This window comes from Samsonia erythrinae, assembly GCF_004342665.1.
GTDB classification, from domain to species: domain Bacteria; phylum Pseudomonadota; class Gammaproteobacteria; order Enterobacterales; family Enterobacteriaceae; genus Samsonia; species Samsonia erythrinae.
Genome location: NZ_SMBY01000004.1, coordinates 95012 through 113319, shown reverse-complemented (window position 1 = coordinate 113319; position 18308 = coordinate 95012). Strand labels below are relative to the sequence as shown.

At 50.4% G+C, this 18308-nt stretch carries 15 protein-coding genes, 1 tRNA gene and 1 other RNA gene; 7 read left to right on the top strand and 10 right to left on the bottom strand.

Annotated features, from left to right (window positions below; all coding sequences use genetic code 11):
- Positions 1 to 23: 23 nt before the first annotated feature.
- Positions 24 to 347 carry an HI1450 family dsDNA-mimic protein gene (locus tag EDC54_RS09030; RefSeq protein ID WP_132455359.1) on the top strand — a complete coding sequence of 108 codons (324 nt, stop codon included), beginning with the start codon at positions 24 to 26 and terminating at the stop codon, positions 345 to 347.
- Positions 348 to 416: 69 nt separating this feature from the next.
- Here the strand turns inward: EDC54_RS09030 and oppF are convergent, their stop codons facing one another.
- From oppF to oppA (EDC54_RS09000), 6 genes are all read right to left on the bottom strand, one after another.
- Positions 417 to 1451 (bottom strand): murein tripeptide/oligopeptide ABC transporter ATP binding protein OppF, encoded by a 1035-nt coding sequence (oppF, locus tag EDC54_RS09025; RefSeq protein WP_132455357.1) that lies wholly within the window; start codon positions 1449 to 1451, stop codon positions 417 to 419.
- Positions 1448 to 2443: an ABC transporter ATP-binding protein gene (gene oppD, locus EDC54_RS09020; RefSeq protein WP_132455355.1), complete on the bottom strand. Its 996-nt coding sequence runs from the start codon at positions 2441 to 2443 to the stop codon at positions 1448 to 1450. Before oppD ends, oppF begins: the two co-directional genes overlap by 4 nt.
- 11 nt (positions 2444 to 2454) lie before the next feature.
- Positions 2455 to 3363, bottom strand: coding sequence for an oligopeptide ABC transporter permease OppC (gene oppC, locus EDC54_RS09015; RefSeq protein ID WP_132455353.1), 909 nt, complete (start codon positions 3361 to 3363; stop codon positions 2455 to 2457).
- 11 nt (positions 3364 to 3374) lie between these two features.
- Positions 3375 to 4295, bottom strand: coding sequence for an oligopeptide ABC transporter permease OppB (gene oppB / locus EDC54_RS09010; RefSeq protein ID WP_132455351.1), 921 nt, complete (start codon positions 4293 to 4295; stop codon positions 3375 to 3377).
- 52 nt (positions 4296 to 4347) lie between these two features.
- Entirely contained in the window at positions 4348 to 5985 is a 1638-nt protein-coding gene (gene oppA / locus EDC54_RS09005; RefSeq protein ID WP_132455349.1) for an oligopeptide ABC transporter substrate-binding protein OppA, read from the bottom strand.
- A 194-nt stretch (positions 5986 to 6179) separates the two neighbouring features.
- Positions 6180 to 7817, bottom strand: a complete 1638-nt coding sequence (oppA, locus tag EDC54_RS09000) for an oligopeptide ABC transporter substrate-binding protein OppA (RefSeq protein WP_132455347.1) — start codon at positions 7815 to 7817, stop codon at positions 6180 to 6182.
- Positions 7818 to 8786: 969 nt separating this feature from the next.
- Between oppA (EDC54_RS09000) and adhE the strand changes: the two genes are divergently transcribed.
- On the top strand, positions 8787 to 11456 hold the full coding sequence (gene adhE, locus EDC54_RS08995) for a bifunctional acetaldehyde-CoA/alcohol dehydrogenase (RefSeq protein WP_132455345.1): 2670 nt from the start codon (positions 8787 to 8789) through the stop codon (positions 11454 to 11456).
- Between the two features lie 132 nt (positions 11457 to 11588).
- On the opposite strand, the gene EDC54_RS08990 is transcribed toward adhE, so the two are convergent.
- The gene (locus EDC54_RS08990) at positions 11589 to 12185 is read right to left on the bottom strand and encodes a thymidine kinase (protein ID WP_132455343.1); all 597 of its coding nucleotides are present in this window, start codon (positions 12183 to 12185) and stop codon (positions 11589 to 11591) included.
- Between the two features lie 392 nt (positions 12186 to 12577).
- On the opposite strand from EDC54_RS08990, the gene hns reads away from it, so the two are divergent.
- Entirely contained in the window at positions 12578 to 12985 is a 408-nt protein-coding gene (gene hns / locus EDC54_RS08985) for a histone-like nucleoid-structuring protein H-NS (protein WP_132455341.1), read from the top strand.
- 139 nt (positions 12986 to 13124) lie between these two features.
- On the opposite strand, the gene galU is transcribed toward hns, so the two are convergent.
- The 3 genes from galU to rssA all read right to left on the bottom strand — a co-directional run bounded on the left by galU (position 13125) and on the right by rssA (position 16235).
- Positions 13125 to 14036, bottom strand: a complete 912-nt coding sequence (gene galU / locus EDC54_RS08980) for a UTP--glucose-1-phosphate uridylyltransferase GalU (protein WP_132455339.1) — start codon at positions 14034 to 14036, stop codon at positions 13125 to 13127.
- Positions 14037 to 14239: 203 nt separating this feature from the next.
- Positions 14240 to 15256 carry a two-component system response regulator RssB gene (gene rssB / locus EDC54_RS08975; protein ID WP_132455337.1) on the bottom strand — a complete coding sequence of 339 codons (1017 nt, stop codon included), beginning with the start codon at positions 15254 to 15256 and terminating at the stop codon, positions 14240 to 14242.
- 70 nt (positions 15257 to 15326) lie between these two features.
- The gene (rssA, locus tag EDC54_RS08970) at positions 15327 to 16235 is read right to left on the bottom strand and encodes a patatin-like phospholipase RssA (protein WP_132455335.1); all 909 of its coding nucleotides are present in this window, start codon (positions 16233 to 16235) and stop codon (positions 15327 to 15329) included.
- 130 nt (positions 16236 to 16365) lie between these two features.
- Between rssA and EDC54_RS08965 the strand changes: the two genes are divergently transcribed.
- The 4 genes from EDC54_RS08965 to EDC54_RS08950 all read left to right on the top strand — a co-directional run bounded on the left by EDC54_RS08965 (position 16366) and on the right by EDC54_RS08950 (position 18177).
- Positions 16366 to 16833, top strand: coding sequence for a YchJ family protein (locus tag EDC54_RS08965; RefSeq protein ID WP_132455333.1), 468 nt, complete (start codon positions 16366 to 16368; stop codon positions 16831 to 16833).
- An 84-nt stretch (positions 16834 to 16917) separates the two neighbouring features.
- Positions 16918 to 17766 (top strand): formyltetrahydrofolate deformylase, encoded by an 849-nt coding sequence (gene purU, locus EDC54_RS08960; RefSeq protein WP_132455331.1) that lies wholly within the window; start codon positions 16918 to 16920, stop codon positions 17764 to 17766.
- Positions 17767 to 17920: 154 nt separating this feature from the next.
- Positions 17921 to 18005: transfer RNA gene (locus EDC54_RS08955), tRNA-Tyr, on the top strand.
- A 42-nt stretch (positions 18006 to 18047) separates the two neighbouring features.
- A non-coding RNA gene (locus tag EDC54_RS08950) (RtT sRNA) lies at positions 18048 to 18177 on the top strand.
- The last annotated feature ends 131 nt before the right edge of the window (positions 18178 to 18308 follow it).

The following is an 18308-nucleotide window of genomic DNA, read 5'->3' as shown; positions in this document are numbered from 1 at the left end:
TGGGAATGAACAGGAATCGTTTTATGGATTTGAATCATCGCCTGACAGAAGACGAAACGTTGGAACAGGCTTACGACATCTTTTTGGAGCTTGCCGCCGATAATCTCGATCCGGCGGATATTTTGCTCTTTAACCTGCAATTTGAAGAGCGCGGCGGCGCCGAGCTCTACGATCCGGCGGAAGACTGGGCGGAACACGTCGATTTCGACCTGAATCCTGATTTCTTCGCGGAAGTCGTGATTGGGCTGGCCGAACATGAAGGTGAAGAAATTACCGATATCTTTGCCCGCGTACTGATTTGCCGGGAAAAAGACCACAAAATTTGCCACATTCTGTGGAAAGAATAACGGCTTTCGCCTGAACGCAAGGCGTCCCCCGCAGGGGACGCCTTTTACATCCGTCGCCGATAACGCGTATTACTGGGCTTCGGCTTCCACCGCCGGCAACAGCGCCAGTGGATCGACCTTCAGACACGACACCGCATGCGTAAAGCTCCCTTCCAGCAAGGGGCGGACTTTTGAGCACTCCGGACCGGCAATCGGGCAACGCGTGCAGAATACGCAGCCTGACGGCGGATTGATCGGAGAGGGCAAATCCCCTTCCAGCAGTTGTATCTGCTTGTCGCGTTCCAGATCGGGATCGGGAATCGGCACGGCCGACATCAGCGCGCGGGTATAGGGGTGCAGAGGGTTTTGATAGACCTGATCGTACGTGCCAAGTTCGACCGCATGGCCCAGATACATCACCAGCACGCGATCGGAGATATGCTTCACCACCGACAGATCGTGGGCGATGAAAATCAATGACAGCTGCATTTCACGCTGTAACTGGCGCAATAAATTGACCACCTGCGCCTGAATCGACACATCCAGCGCCGAAACCGGCTCATCACAGATAATCAGTTTCGGCTCCAGAATCAGTGCGCGGGCAATACCGATGCGCTGGCATTGCCCCCCCGAAAACTCGTGGGGATAACGGTTAATCAGGTTCGGCAACAGCCCAACCTTCATCATCATCGCTTTCACGCGGTCTTTCACCGTTTGGCGGTCGAGTTCAGGATGATAGACCTTTAACGGTTCGGCAATAATGTCGCCAATGGTCATCCGTGGATTCAGTGATGCCAGCGGATCCTGAAATATCATCTGAATATCACTGCGCGCGGCGCGCCATTGATCCTCGCTCATGCCCAGCAGGTCTTTCCCCAGCCAGGTCACCCGTCCAGCCGTCGCTTTTACCAGCCCGATAATAGCCCGCGCCAGTGTTGACTTACCGCAGCCGGACTCCCCCACCACGCCCAGTGTTTCGCCTTCATATAAGCGCAGCGTGACACCATCGACCGCTTTCAGTTTTTTCGGCGGCTGCCAGAACCACTGCTTATCTTCTCTGATGTCAAAATGGACTTTGAGATCGTCCACCTCTAACAACACCTTTTTTTCGTCCGCGTTATTCATACCACCTCCTCAATCGTTCTAAAGCAGGCGCGCAAGCGGCCATCACCAAAAGGCGCCAGCGCGGGGGTGCTATGGCAGATATCCATTGAAAACGGACAGCGCGGTTGGAACGGACATCCTTTCGGCAAATGCAATAAATTAGGCGGATTGCCGGGGATTGTCGCCAGAACCTCATTTTCCACATCCAGACGCGGCACGGCATGAAGCAGGCCGACGGAATACGGGTGGCTCGGATGATAAAAAACATCGCGCGCGGCGCCGTATTCCATGGTGCGTCCGGCGTACATCACCAGCACCTTGTCACAAATGCCGGCGACCACGCCCAAATCGTGCGTAATCATAATAATGGCGGTGTTGAATTCCCGTTTCAGGTCATTGAGCAACGTCATAATCTGCGCCTGAACCGTAACATCGAGCGCCGTGGTAGGTTCATCGGCAATCAGCAGCTTTGGCCGACACAGCAACGCCATCGCGATCATGACGCGTTGACGCATCCCGCCGGAAAATTCATGCGGAAACATCTTCATGCGTTTGCGCGCTTCCGGCATTTTTACCGCGTCCAGCATCCTGACCGATTCTTCAAACGCCTCGCTTTTACTCATGTGTTTGTGCAACATCAGCACTTCCATCAGTTGCTCGCCGACGCGCATGTAGGGGTTCAGCGAGGTCATCGGATCCTGAAATATCATGCTGATCTCTTCCGCGCGCAGTTTATTCAACTGGCTTTCGGGCAGGTTAAGAATTTCTTTGCCACGAAAACGGGCGGAGCCGCCGATACGGCCATTGGCGGCCAGCAGCCCCATCAGCGCGAACGCAGTTTGTGATTTACCGGAACCTGACTCGCCGACAATCCCCAGCGTTTCACCCGCATCAAGCGTGAAGTTCAGGTCGTTAACCGCCGTCACGTCGCCATCCTGCGTTTTGAACGTCACCCGCAGATCCTGAACATGCAGCAGCGCGTCATGCGCGCCTGCTAGATCAATCGTGCTCATGTTAATGCTCCTCAGCGGTCTTTCGGGTCGAGGGCATCACGCAGGCCGTCGCCGATAAAATTAAAACAAAACAGCGTAACGACCAGAAACGCCGCAGGAAAGAACAGTAGCCACGGCGAGACTTCCATTGAGTTTGCCCCATCGTTCAATAATGCGCCCCAACTGCTCAGTGGCTCCTGCGTTCCCAGCCCCAGAAAGCTCAGGAAGGATTCAAACAGGATCATACTCGGCACCAGCAGCGAGGCATACACCACCACCACACCCAGCACGTTAGGAACAACATGGCGCAGCACAATTCCGCGCGTGGAAACACCGGAAACCAGCGCCGCTTCAATGAACTCTTTACGTTTCAGGCTCAGCGTTTGTCCGCGCACGATACGCGCCATATCCAGCCAGGACACCATGCCGATAGCCACGAAGATCAGCAACATGTTCTGCCCGAAGAACGTCACCAGCAAAATGACGAAGAACATGAACGGGAATGAGTTGAGGATCTCCAGCAGACGCATCATCACCGAATCCACTTTCCCGCCCAGATAGCCAGACATCGCCCCGTACAACGTGCCGACGATCACGGCCACCAGCGCGGCGGCAACCCCCACCATCAGCGAGACTCGCCCGCCGATAGCAACGCGAACCAGCAGATCGCGCCCTGAGGAATCCGTCCCGAAATAGTGTCCCGACGCCACGTCCGGCGCGGCAGACATCATGCCCCAATCCGTATCGGCGTAGTCGAATTCAGACAACATCGGCGCGAAAATGACAAATACGGTAATCAATGCCAGCACAAACAGGCTGGCCAGCGCCGCGCGGTTATGAATAAAGCGCAGACGCGCATCCTGCCACAGGCTGCGTCCCTCAACCTCAGCCTGCCCGGTGAAATTCTCTAACGCCTCAGCGTTTTTTCGATGCCAAAACATAGCGCCTCCACTCAATAGCGAATTTTCGGATCGATAACTGCGTAGAGCACGTCAATGATCGCATTGAATAAAATGGTTAAGCCGCCAACCAGGATGGTCAGGCTCAATACCAGCGAATAATCACGGTTGAGCGCGCCATTCACAAACAGCTGCCCGATACCGGGTAAACCGAAAATCGTTTCGATCACCATTGAACCCGTAATAATCCCGACAAATGCCGGTCCCATATAAGAAAGCACGGGCAGCAGCGCGGGCTTTAACGCATGGCGCAGAACAATACGGCGCATCGGCAGACCTTTGGCTCGCGCGGTACGAATAAAGTTAGCGTGCAGAACCTCAATCATGGATCCCCGGGTAATACGCGCAATACTGGCGATATAAGACAAAGACAACGCCACCATGGGTAAAATCATGTACTTCGGCGCCCCGCCATTCCAGCCACCGGCGGGCAGCCAACGCAACATGATGGCGAAAATCAGCACCAACAGCGGCGCCACCACAAAGCTGGGGATCACCACCCCCGTCATGGCAAACCCCATCACGGTATAATCCCATTTCGTATTCTGATTCAGCGCCGCGATCACACCGGCGCTCACGCCAAAAACAATCGCCAGAATGAATGCCGCGGCCCCCAGCTTTGCCGAAACGGGGAAAGAAGTCGCAACTAAATCGTTCACGGAATAGTCTTTGTATTTAAATGAAGGACCGAAATCGCCCTGCACCAATTGCAGTAAATAATTACCGTACTGTTTCAGAATGGGATCGTTCAGATGATACTTGGCCTCAATGTTCGCCATCACTTCCGGCGGCAGATTACGCTCGCCGGTAAAAGGGCTGCCGGGTGCCAGTCGCATCATAAAAAACGAGAGGGTGATCAGGATAAACAGCGTCGGTATCGCCTCTAAGCAGCGGCGAAGAATAAATTTTAACATTGCCCGTACCTATAAAAGACGGGCAGCACACACGTGCTGCCAGCCAATATGATTAATGCTTAATGATATAAAGATCTTTTACGTAGACATTATCCTGCGGATCTTTGCCCGTTAATCCCCCCACATAAGGTTTCACCAACCGGGTATTCGCATAGTAGTAAACCGGGGCGATGACCGCGTCTTTGTCCAGCAAGGCTTCGGCCTGCTGATAAATTTCCGCGCGTTCTTGGTCGGTTTTCACCTGTAAGGACTTCGCGACCAGCGCATCAAACGTTTTGCTCTTATAGTGTGAGGTGTTACTGCTGCTGTTTGACAGCATGCTGTTCAGGAAGGTTGAAGGTTCGTTATAGTCCGCGCACCATGAAGCGCGCGCAATATCATAACTCCCCTGATGGCGGGAACTGAGGAAGGTTTTCCACTCCTGGTTTTCCAGTTTCACGTCCACGCCGATATTCTGTTTCCAGATTGACGAGGCGGCGATTGCGATTTTCTTATGCAGATCGGAGGTGTTATACAGCAGGCTCAGCGTCAACGGTTTTTCCGCGGTATAGCCCGCCTCTGCCAGCAGCTTCTTCGCCTCTTCATTACGTTTAGCCTGTGGCCAGGTGAACCACTCCGGCGTCTGCGCCTTGAAACCATCAATATAGGGTGGGACAAACCCATAGGCAGGAACATCGCCCTGATTTTTCACCTTATTCGTCAGGATATCCTGACTCAACCCCAGACGCAGCGCGGTACGCACCCGCACATCATTAAACGGCGGCTTCTGATTATTGATTTCGTAATAGTAGGTGCACAGGTACGGATTGACTTTCACTTCATCCGGGATTTCTTTCTTCAGCTTTTGGAACAGTTCGATTGGCAGGTTGTTGTACGTCATATCAATTTCACCGCTGCGATAGCGGTTAACGTCCGTCACCTCAGAGGCTATCGGCAAATACGTTACCTGATTAATCACCGTATGGGCGTTGTCCCAATACTGCGGGTTACGCGCCAGTACGATTTTTTCATTCACGATCCATTCTTTGGGTTTATATGCGCCATTGCCAACCCAGTTTTGCGGCAGCGTCCACTTCTCACCGAATTTTTCGATAGTGGCTTTATTCACCGGGGACAACGCGGCGTAAACCGGCAGTTTGTAGAAATAAGGCACCGCTTCAGAGAGCGTCACCTCCAGGGTATGCTCGTCCAGCGCTTTGACACCCAGCGTGTCCGGGGATTTTTTACCCGCGATGATGTCATCAATGTTCAGCAGATGGCCATATTGCAGATAGCTGGCGTACGGCGACGCGGTTTTCGGATCGGCCAGACGCTGCCAGCTATACACGAAATCCTGTGCGGTCACCGGCTCGCCATTGGACCATTTGGCGTCTTTACGCAGGTGGAATGTCCACACTTTAAAATCTTTGTTATCCCAGCTTTCCGCTACGCCGGGCACGGTTTTACCATTGGCGTCGGAAATGACCAGCCCTTCCAACAGATCGCGTAATACGTTGGATTCCGGCACCCCTTCAACTTTATGCGGATCGAGGGAGGACACTTCTGCGCCGTTGTTGCGCACCAGCTCCTGTTTTTCTGCTAACTGAACGCCCGCAGGCACGTTTGCGGCAAAGGCAGAAACGGCAATGCTGCTACTCAGCGCCGCGACAATCGCGACCGCGACTCTTTTTTTCGTTGTGATGTGTGTCATTATTTTCCCTCGTGATGTTGTGGTTCTCATTTTTCCCGAACGATGACTGATTTATTGTTTGGTGAGAAGGCGATAAGTAGGATCGACTCACGACCCATTCACCAGTGTGGGAATGAGTCAGAGAGGTTAAACGCCACATTCATCGCTATTTGCTCACGCTATTTTCATTAAACCGTCAATGTCAGCGCCGTAGTTTACTGCTTAATAATATAGAGATCTTTTACCCGTAAATTATCCAACGGGTCTTTACCGGTGATGCCGCCGACATAAGGTTTAACCAGCCGGACATTCACGTAATAGTAGACCGGAACGATAGCTGCATCCTTATCCAGCCGTGATTCCGCCTGTTGATAAATCTGTGCACGCTCTTCGTCCGTTTTCGCCTGAACGGCCTGCGCCATCAGCTTGTCGAAGTCGGCACTCTTATAATGCGCCGTATTGTTGCTGCTGTCTGACAGCATACTGTTCAGGAACGCCGTCGGTTCGTTATAGTCTGCGCACCATCCGGCACGCGCGACATCATAATTCCCCTCATGGCGGGTACTAAGATAGGTTTTCCATTCCTGATTTTCCAGATTCACGTTGACACCCAGATTCTGCTTCCAGATCGATGCCGCGGCGATCGCCAGCTTTTTATGCAGATCGGATGAGTTGTAGAGTAAATTAAACGCCAGCGGTTTCTGAGCGGTATACCCCGCTTCCGCCAGCAGTTTTTTCGCCTCTTCATTGCGTTTCGCCTGTGACCAGGTGAACCACTCCGGCGTCTGTGTTTTCAGACCATCCGTAAAAGGAGGCACGTAACCATAGGCGGGAATATCGCCCTGATTCTTGACTTTATTGGTCAATATTTCCTGATCGAGCCCCATACGCAATGCGGTGCGTACCCGCACATCGTTAAACGGCGGTTTCTGATTATTCATTTCATAATAATAGGTACAGAGATAGGGATTAACGTTAACTTCTTGCGGAATTTCCTTCTTTAATTTCTGAAAAAGCTCAATAGGCAATTTATTATTCGTCACGTCAATCTCACCGGCACGATAACGGTTCACGTCGGTGACTTCTGAAGAAATGGGCAGATAGGTAACCTGATTAATCACGGTCTTGGCGTTATCCCAGTATTCGGGATTGCGCTCCAGCACGATTCTCTCATTCACGACCCAGGATTTAAGGCGGTAAGCGCCATTCCCTACCCAGTTTTCCGGCCGCGTCCATTTGTCGCCAAACTGCTCCACCGTCGCTTTATTTACCGGGGACATCGACGAATGAATCAGTAACTTATAAAAGTAAGGGATCGGTTCGCTTAACGTGACTTGCAACGTATGGTCGTCGAGCGCCTTCACGCCCAGTGTATCCGGCGATTTCTTACCCGCGATAATGTCATCGATGTTGGTCAGATGAGCATACTGCAAATAGCTGGCATAAGGCGAAACGGTTTTCGGATCGGCCAAACGCCGCCAACTGAAAACGAAATCCTGCGCCGTAACCGGGGCGCCATTTGACCAGCGGGCATCTTTACGCAGATGGAACGTCCAAACCTTAAAATCATCGCTTTCCCAACGTTCCGCCACGCCGGGAACGGGATGTCCAGCGGGATCGGAAATCACCAATCCTTCATACAGATCGCGGGCAATATTCGATTCCGGCACGCCTTCAATTTTATGAGGATCCAGAGATGACACCTCTGCCCCGTTGTTTCTCACCAGTATCTGCTCTTTTGCCAGTTCAACACCGGCGGGCACATTTGCCGCCTGGGCACTCACGCATGACGCCACCACGATAGTGGCGATCATACTGGTGGCAACGCCCCTGCCTGTTTTACGAGTTTTCATTTATTCACGCCCCGTCTTGAGATCACGCCGTACCGCACACTATGGGTGGGAACGCCACCACATCGCGCAGCAAGACTCCCCTTTAGTCATGAAAATCATAAGATTAATTTATAAATGAATAACAAACGCCGGGGAGAAATTCGAAATTATCAAAAGTGGACGTATCCGCCAATATTTTTACATTGATGTTGCTTAAATTTCTTTCAGACTGCGAGACTCGTCCCCATTGCACCAAAAACAAGAAACGAATAACGCGATGAAAAATGGGTATAAAGGCATTTTTCTTATAACGATTTTTTAAATTTTAAAAACTTGTCGATATAAAACAAAAAACACCGCATTCTTTATCACATTTTATAGAAAAAATGATGACTTAACCGCACCATCATTGAATTAAAATGTTATTAATTTAACAAATAAATCGCTAATCCCCGTGCGATAGCCACGGGCTACTTTTTGATGAGAGATAGCGCATTAAATAATTACCATGCTAAAAATATAAGAATAATTTATACAATCAGGCGCATTCGTCGTTGGCGTTGGCCCCAATCCCTCCACAACACACATTCAAAGACCACGCTTCACGACAACATTGGCATACGAAGAATTGATATTGATTATCATTAACACGTTGCTGAATGGTGTCAGCATGACAAAACCACGACATTGATCACAAAAAAAATCCCCATAAATAGGTATTCTTCATCTAAATCTTGATAAAAATAAATTCTCTTATTTTTGGTGGTTCATCAAAACAATATTTCATGAATTTATGTTATAGATGGTTACAGTATTTTAAAAAGTCGAAATTCATCGTAAGGACGACAAAACAAGCTCTTTGAGTCAATTAACTTAAAAGTGACAGTCTGAAATGGATAGTAAGTGGCAACGTCCCCCACATTCCATTCATAACCGGCTGATAAAAAAAGAAATTGACTGAAAGAGTTTAACATTTATCAGGAGAGCATTATGGCCGTAACCAATGTCGCTGAACTTAACGCACTGGTCGAAAGGGTAAAAAAGGCACAGCAGGAATTTGCCACCTACTCTCAGGAACAGGTGGACAAGATCTTCCGTGCAGCTGCGCTTGCCGCATCGGATGCACGCATTCCGCTGGCGAAAATGGCGGTTGCCGAGTCCGGCATGGGGATCGTCGAAGATAAGGTCATCAAAAACCACTTCGCATCCGAATACATTTATAACGCTTATCAGGATGAAAAAACCTGTGGTGTTCTGTCTGTTGATGATACTTTCGGCACCATCACCATTGCCGAGCCTGTTGGCCTGATTTGCGGTATCGTCCCCACCACCAACCCCACCTCTACCGCCATTTTTAAAGCGCTGATCAGCTTAAAAACTCGCAACGGGATCATTTTCTCGCCGCACCCACGTGCGAAAAATGCGACCAACAAAGCCGCAGACATTGTTCTGCAAGCGGCGATCGCAGCAGGCGCGCCAAAAGATATCATCGGCTGGATCGACCAACCTTCCGTCGAGCTGTCCAACCAATTGATGCACCATCCGGATATCAACCTGATTCTGGCGACCGGTGGGCCGGGAATGGTGAAAGCCGCTTACAGTTCCGGTAAACCGGCCATCGGCGTAGGCGCGGGCAACACGCCGGTGGTGATTGATGAAACGGCGGATATTAAACGGGCCGTTGCCTCTATTCTGATGTCGAAAACCTTTGATAATGGCGTTATTTGTGCGTCAGAGCAGTCGGTCATCGTCGTCGACAGCGTTTATGACGCCGTGCGTGAGCGTTTCTCCACCCACGGCGGCTACATGCTGAAAGGTAAAGATCTCCACGCCGTACAGAACATTCTGTTGAAAAATGGCGCGTTGAATGCGGATATCGTCGGACAACCGGCGCCAAAAATCGCAGAAATGGCGGGCATTACCGTCCCTGCGAATACTAAAGTTCTGATTGGCGAAGTGACGGTTGTGGATGATACCGAACCCTTTGCCCACGAAAAACTGTCGCCGACGCTGGCGATGTACCGCGCGAAAGATTTCAACGATGCCGTCACCAAAGCAGAAAAACTGGTGGCGATGGGGGGAATTGGCCATACATCCTGCCTGTATACCGATCAGGATAACCAACAAGAACGCGTGAACCATTTTGGTCATATGATGAAAACAGCGCGGATCCTGATTAATACCCCAGCGTCTCAGGGTGGTATCGGCGATCTCTATAATTTCAAACTCGCTCCATCTCTGACGCTGGGCTGCGGTTCCTGGGGAGGCAACTCCATCTCCGAGAACGTCGGTCCGAAGCACCTGATCAACAAGAAAACGGTAGCCAAGCGAGCAGAAAATATGTTGTGGCATAAACTTCCCAAATCCATTTATTTCCGTCGCGGTTCACTGCCGCTTGCGCTTGAAGAAGTTGCCAGCGATGGCGCAAAACGTGCATTTATCGTCACCGACCGGTTCTTATTCAACAATGGCTACGTCGACCAGGTCAGTACCGTCCTGAAACAGCACGGATTGGAAACCGAAGTCTTCTTTGAAGTTGAAGCCGACCCGACGCTGAGCATCGTGCGTAAGGGCGCGGAGCAAATGAACTCCTTCAAACCGGACGTGATTATTGCTCTGGGCGGCGGTTCTCCAATGGATGCGGCGAAAATCATGTGGGTAATGTATGAACACCCCGACACACACTTCGAAGAACTGGCGCTGCGCTTTATGGATATCCGTAAACGTATCTACAAGTTCCCGAAAATGGGGGTTAAGGCCAAAATGGTGGCGATCACCACCACATCCGGCACAGGTTCTGAAGTGACGCCGTTCGCCGTGGTGACTGACGATGCGACCGGGCAGAAATATCCATTAGCGGATTATGCGCTCACGCCGGACATGGCGGTTGTTGATGCCAATCTGGTCATGAACATGCCGAAATCCCTGTGTGCATTCGGCGGTCTGGATGCCGTGACACACGCGCTGGAGGCCTATGTTTCGGTTCTGGCGAATGAATACTCCGATGGTCAGGCGTTACAGGCGCTGAAACTCCTGAAAGAGAATCTGCCAGACAGTTATCGTGACGGGGCGAAAAATCCGGTGGCCCGTGAGCGTGTACATAACGCGGCGACTATCGCCGGTATCGCGTTTGCCAACGCCTTCCTCGGCGTTTGCCACTCTATGGCTCACAAACTGGGGTCGGAATTCCATATTCCGCATGGTCTGGCAAATGCGATGCTAATCGCCAATGTCATTCGCTACAACGCAAACGACAACCCGACGAAGCAAACAACGTTCAGCCAGTATGACCGTCCTCAGGCACGTCGCCGCTATGCGGAAGTCGCCGATCACCTGCGTCTAAGCGCGCCAGGCGATCGTACCGCACAGAAAATCGAGAAGTTGTTAAACTGGCTGGAAGAAATAAAAACAGAGCTGGGTATCCCGACGTCTATTCGCGAAGCAGGCGTACAGGAAGCCGACTTCCTGGCTAAGGTGGACAAACTCTCTGAAGACGCGTTTGATGACCAGTGTACCGGCGCTAACCCGCGCTATCCGCTGATTTCCGAGTTGAAGCAAATTCTCATGGATACGTACTATGGACGTAAATTCTCCGAAGCAGAGGAAGCGGTTGAACCCGTGACAAAAGCGGCCAAAACCAGTAAGAAAGCCGCACATTAATCACACCCCTGAAACCGCCGCAAAACCGGGGCGGTTTCTTGCATGACAATGCCCAGCCCGTTAATGGCTGGGCATTTTTATTGTCGCATTCCGCCGGATTCACAGCGCCATTGCGCGTTAAAGGCCGGTGCCTTATTCGCTTTCCTTTCGGGTTAATCCCAGCGCAATCTTATAATGCTTACGACATACGGAAACATAGCTCTCATTGCCGCCAATAACGACCTGCTTGCCTTCATGAACGGGATTTCCCTGCGCATCTAAACGCAATACGCAGTTGGCCTTACGACCACAATGACAGACGGTTTTTAACTCAATGAGCTTATCTGCCCACGCCAGTAAATAGTGACTACCGGAAAATAATTCGCCGCGGAAATCGGTGCGTAGCCCATAACAGAGCACCGGGATATCTAATTGGTCGACAACATCGGAAAGCTCACTGACCTGCTCGCGAGTTAAAAATTGGCATTCGTCAATTAATACACAGTCTACGGGTTGCGCACGGTGTTCTTTCTCCAGCAGCCCAAATAAAGATGTCTGGGGATTAAACAATAATGCCGGGGAAGAAAGGCCAATCCGTGAACTGACGATGCCCACGCCATGCCGATTATCTATTTCTGCGGTGAACACCAACGTGCGCATTCCGCGTTCCTGATAGTTATATGACGACTGCAATAGCGCCGTTGATTTTCCTGCGTTCATTGCAGAATAATAAAAATAAAGTTGGGCCACCTGACTACTCCAAAAAGCTCGCTATATGATCTTCATGCCGTTAAAACTTATTGTAACAATGCGTCTTCGGACTTCGCAATGGCCTATTATCCGACCACCTCTTGCTTAAGAAGCCTTAACGGATGGCCCATCGGATAAAAAATATAAACATTTCTTAAACGGCGATATCGTATCAATAAGCCAACAAGCACGGCATGTTGATGCAGAAAAACAGCCAGAAAATGTATTTTTTCATAAGCGGAAAGTATTTATATTTATGTAACATACGACGTGATATCTGTTTTAAAAATGATGTTTTTTAACAAACTTACAAATTTGACTATTGCAGAAAAGAAAATAGCACTCTATTATCACACTACACGCCACCAATAATATTAATTTGAGATTATCATATGAGCGAAGCACTAAAAATTCTTAACAACATCCGTACTCTTCGTGCCCAAGCGAGAGAATGCAGCCTGGATACATTGGAAGAAATGCTGGAGAAACTGGAAGTCGTGGTTAATGAACGCCGCGAAGAAGAAAGCCAGGCTCAGGCAGAAGTTGAAGAACGTGCGCGTAAATTGCAACAATACCGCGATATGCTAATTGCTGATGGTATCGATCCTAACGAATTATTACAGTCTTCTGGTTCATTGAAAGTCGCAGGTAAAAGCAAACGCGCTGCCCGCCCTGCTAAATATCAATATACTGATGAAAACGGTGAAGTCAAAACCTGGACTGGTCAGGGCCGTACACCTGCTGTAATCAAAAAAGCGATCGAAGAGCAAGGTAAGTCTTTAGACGATTTCCTGCTGTAATTATTTATACGCGCGACATGTAAAAAGCCCCGATAGTCATCGGGGCTTTTTCTTTGCAAAACGTTTACCGGAAGAGAAATTCTATATCCCCTCTCTTCTTCCCTCCATTTCTCGAAACAGAGGGAAGCGCTGGCATCAGTTATTTCTCATCGTCTTCAATCACGTCTTGCAACCATTTCGCAAAATCCTGGCCTAAACCATCATGACGCAGGCCATACTCTACAAACGCCTGCATGTATCCTAATTTGTTACCACAGTCATGACTCACCCCTTTCAGGTGATAAGCTTCTACCGTTTCTTTTTCCATCAGCATAGCGATAGCGTCGGTTAGCTGAATTTCATTACCTGCGCCTGGCGGCGTTTTTTCCAACAGAGACCAAATATCAGCCGAGAGGACATAGCGGCCGACGACCGCCAAATTAGATGGCGCCTCAGAAGCCTTGGGTTTTTCAACCACGCCGACCATCGGTGCGCTATCCCCCGCTTTTAATTCCACACCTTTGCAATCCACCACGCCGTAACTACTTACATTTTCAACGGGCTCGACCATAATCTGGCTATGACCCGTAGTGGAAAAGCGCTGTAACATTTCACTCAGGTTATCTTTCGCCAGATCGGACTGATATTCATCAATGATCACGTCGGGCAAAATAACGGCAACGGGCTCATCACCCACTAATGGATGAGCACACAATACGGCATGGCCCAGCCCTTTTGCCAACCCCTGTCGAACCTGCATAATAGTCACGTGTTTCGGGCAAATAGATTGCACTTCTTCCAACAACTGGCGCTTAACGCGTTTTTCCAGCATCGCTTCCAGTTCAAAACTGGTGTCGAAATGGTTTTCGATAGAATTCTTGGAGGAGTGTGTCACCAGAATAATTTCATTAATCCCTGCCGCAATACACTCATTAACGACATATTGGATAAGCGGCTTATCTACCAACGGCAGCATTTCTTTAGGAATAGCCTTAGTGGCAGGCAGCATACGCGTTCCTAACCCTGCAACCGGAATAACCGCTTTTTTTACTTTTTTATTCACAATAGACATAAACAGCCTCTTATATAACGTTCAAATAATGAACTTTATTTATCTAATCTGGATAACCGAAGGAGTATAACTACTTTAACAAGTACACGCTTGTCCCAACGTTAGCGCTCAATAAAAATAAGAAAATTCCCTACATCGCAGGGAATGAAAATAATAACGAGAGATGAGTATTTGCCAAAACCGGCCACCACAGTGGTGCCAGCTTATTCTGTCGCCAACATAAGTCGCAAACGCCCCCCCACGCCCCATATCTGGCATTGCCATGCATCGCACTGGTAATTTAACTGGTTGAGATAAGCACCTTCTAACGTTCCCAAAGGGACTCCGCTATTCAGCGCGATCTGTTGTTCATTAACGTTAAGCGTCGCATTTAGCCCGGCGGAAATCAGAATAAGCTGTCTCAATGGCCGATGGTAATACCCTACCAGCAGCGGGAAACGGCCCTCCAAACTTGCCTGTCGCAGCAGTTGATTTACCTGAGTTAATAACGTCGGCAAATACGGTAAACGATGTTGCTGGTTAGCCAGATGCTCCTGAAGCAACCCATTGAACAACGTGCGAAGCAGTAACGCTGCCAGCGTTCCGTTGTTATTGCCGGCCTGAGTGACGTCAAGACAGTAGAATGCCAATTCTTTATCCGATAGCGCGGCGGTATCCAATACCAGTCCTGGGACATCCGCAGCGGTGAGCTGACGATAATGAACGCGGCAGTGTGCCAGTGTCTGCTGTACTGGCGGCTGTAGCTGGGCTAACAGTTTGTTGACCGCTTCAGAAGACTGATTAAGGGAATCCATATCCTGCATCAATTGCTCCACCTCATTAAGCTGTGAGGTGAACATATCGGGATACAGACAGGACATGACGGCTTCGCGTAAGCGCGTGTAGTCGCGAATCGGTTTAAGCAAGACGTCCTGCACGCCGAGCCGCAACGCTTTGGCGATGTCCGCCATCTGACTGGTCGCCGAAATCACAAGAATCGGCGTATCACTGTCTTTCTGGCGCAGACGTTCAAGGAATTCCATTCCGTCCATCGTCGGCATCTTCAGGTCGCAAATGATTAAGTCGGGCTGATAACCTTCAAGGATAGTCAACGCCTCCAATCCATTCGCCGCTTCCTGAATCAACGCGCCAAGAGAGGCCAGATAACCAGCGAGCACGGACCGGAAAACGGCCTCATCATCAATGACCAGAATATGCTTACCCGCTAATGGTTGTTCCATCCCTACCTCTTACTTCAAACACCGAATCATCGCCTCTTCGTTGCGCCAAACTGCCGGAAAACCGGCACATTCACCGCGCTTCTTCCACCAACATCAATAATTCATCACGCATTTTTTCGACGGCTTGATAGCCCGCCTCAATCGCTTCCTGCGCCCGATGAAAATCTAACGTGGCAATTTGAGGGCAGCGTGGTTGCAGCAACACGTCGGGCGGATCGCCCGCCATTCGGGTCATTTTTAATCGATTCTCCAGAATCTGGATCGATGTACTCATGATTTCCATCGCCCTTGGCAAGCTTTCGGTCGGCTGACGCCGCCCTCTCAGCAAGCGCGCCCGAATTTTGCTGTGCCAGTCTTGCGGCGCATTTTTCACATCCATTGTTGCCGCTGTGGGTTTGACGGATAAAAACCCCTGATGATTAAGGCTGGCGTCATGCTGCAAATCGACAGCGATCACCCTGTCTGCACCCAGCGCCCGCGCCAGAGAAACAGGAACCGGATTAACCACCGCGCCATCCACCAGCCAGTAACCATTGAACCTCACGGGAGACAATAAACCGGGCATGCTGCAAGACGCGCGCATGGCCTGATGCAGATCGCCTTCCGTTAACCAGAGTTCACGGCCTGTACTGAGGTTTGTCGCCACCACGCCGTATTTGATAGCACAGTCTTCAATTTTCGTTGTACGTAACAAATGCTTTATGCTATTAAATACGCGATCGCCGCGTAGCAAACTGCCGCGCCGCCAGGAGAGATCCATCAATCGGATGACATCCCAATAGCCAAATCCCCGAACCCAGCGCTCCATGATTGATAAATTGTTTGTGGCATACGCCGCGCCAACCAGCGAACCGATAGAACAGCCGGCCACCACATCAATGTTTATGCCCAAATCTTTCAATGCATTGAGTACACCAATGTGCGCCCATCCTTTCGCAGCGCCGGACCCCAACGCTACGCCAATTTTTTTCCGTTGCATGCTAGACCACCCGCATTCATTTTAGCGCACATTGCTACACGCTGAGTTTCTTAGGTAACATATCGGCATACTGAAGAGGGATCTGATTCTTATCTATCAGTTTTTATCTTAATTATCTTCAGGAGACATTGTGTCAGAATCTTGCCCCTGCGGCAGCGGATTGCAGTATAACGCATGCTGTCAGTCATACCTCACTCACGCATCAACCGCGGCCGAACCCGTTCTCTTGATGCGTTCACGTTACACGGCCTATGTCAAACACGATATCAATTACCTTATCGACACCTGGCACCCAAATCTTCAACCGGAAAAGTGGCGAAGCGAGATTGCCGAAAGTTGTCAGCGCTCACATTGGCTTGGTCTGACTATACTGGCCACCTCCCCCGGGAAAACGCCCGATGAAGGTTATGTGGAATTCGCCGCGCGTTACCTTGCGGAAGACGGCTGTCAGCGAACAGAACTCATGCGGGAACGCTCTCGCTTCCTTCGCGAGGATAATCGCTGGTACTATATGGATGGCGTTCATGTGCAGACGGGCAGAAATGAACCTTGCCCGTGCGGTTCCGGCAAAAAATACAAAAAGTGTTGCGGCCAATAGAACACAGGCAGTCGCCCACAGCGGCTTTACCGCTGCGTTACCCTAAGATCGTTATTTCAGTTTTTGGACAGGATCCACGCGCTCATGCAATCCCAGAATATACAAAGAAAAGTGTTACGCACCATCTGCCCTGATGCGAAAGGGCTCATCGCGAAAATTACCAATATTTGTTATAAGCACGAACTGAACATTGTGCAAAACAATGAGTTCGTCGATCACCGCACCGGACGTTTTTTCATGCGGACCGAGTTGGAAGGCATTTTCAACGACACCACGCTGCTGGCCGATCTGGATAGCGCGCTGCCCGAAGGTTCTTCGCGAGAACTCACGACCGCGGGTCGACGCCGTATCGTTATTCTGGTTACCAAAGAGGCCCACTGTCTGGGCGATCTATTAATGAAAAGCGCCTATGGCGGACTGGATGTCGAGATCGCCGCCGTTATTGGCAACCATGACACACTGCAAACGCTGGTTGAACGGTTTGATATTCCATTCCATTTGGTCAGCCACGAAGGGCTGACTCGTGAAGAGCACGATCAGCAGATGATCGCGCAGATCGATCAATACAAACCGGATTACGTCGTGCTGGCGAAATATATGCGCGTGCTGACGCCCGCGTTTGTACAGCACTATCCGAATCAGGTTATCAACATCCACCACTCGTTCCTTCCGGCCTTTATCGGCGCTCGCCCGTACCATCAGGCTTACGAACGCGGCGTCAAGATCATTGGCGCGACAGCCCACTACGTCAACGATAATCTGGACGAAGGTCCCATCATCATGCAGGACGTGATTCACGTCGACCATACCTACTCGGCGGATGACATGATGCGTGCCGGTCGCGACGTCGAGAAAAATGTGTTGAGCCGTGCGCTGTACCGCGTGCTGGCGCAGCGTGTTTTTGTTTATGGTAACCGTACCATTATTCTGTAATTCTGTTGAACGGTCATCTTTTGTATAAGGATGCACCGAACGGAATAAAAAAACGGCAAACGCTTTCATTTTTAGTCTATCCGGCTTTACAGGAGCGCGTCATTTGATATGATGCGCTCCGCTTGAGGCGTAAGCCTCTTGCAGCAAGGCCAGTGGTGGGGTTCCCGAGCGGCCAAAGGGAGCAGACTGTAAATCTGCCGTCACAGACTTCGAAGGTTCGAATCCTTCCCCCACCACCATTTCACGACCTACTCTCGCACAAAACTCCAACGCCATCGCATCAGATTCCCATCAGGGGAAGGTGAGAACCTTCGACCAAGGTTCGACAAAACCGGAACGGTTTTGAGCAACGCATCGCGTTGACCCGCAGGGTGAGGTGCGCAGCACCGAATTATCCTTCCCCCACCACCATTTCACGACCTACTCTCGCACAAAACTCCAACGCTATCGCATCAGATTCCCATCAGGGGAAGGTGAGAACCTTCGACCAAGGTTCGACAAAACCGGAACGGTTTTGAGCAACGCATCGCGTTGACCCGCAG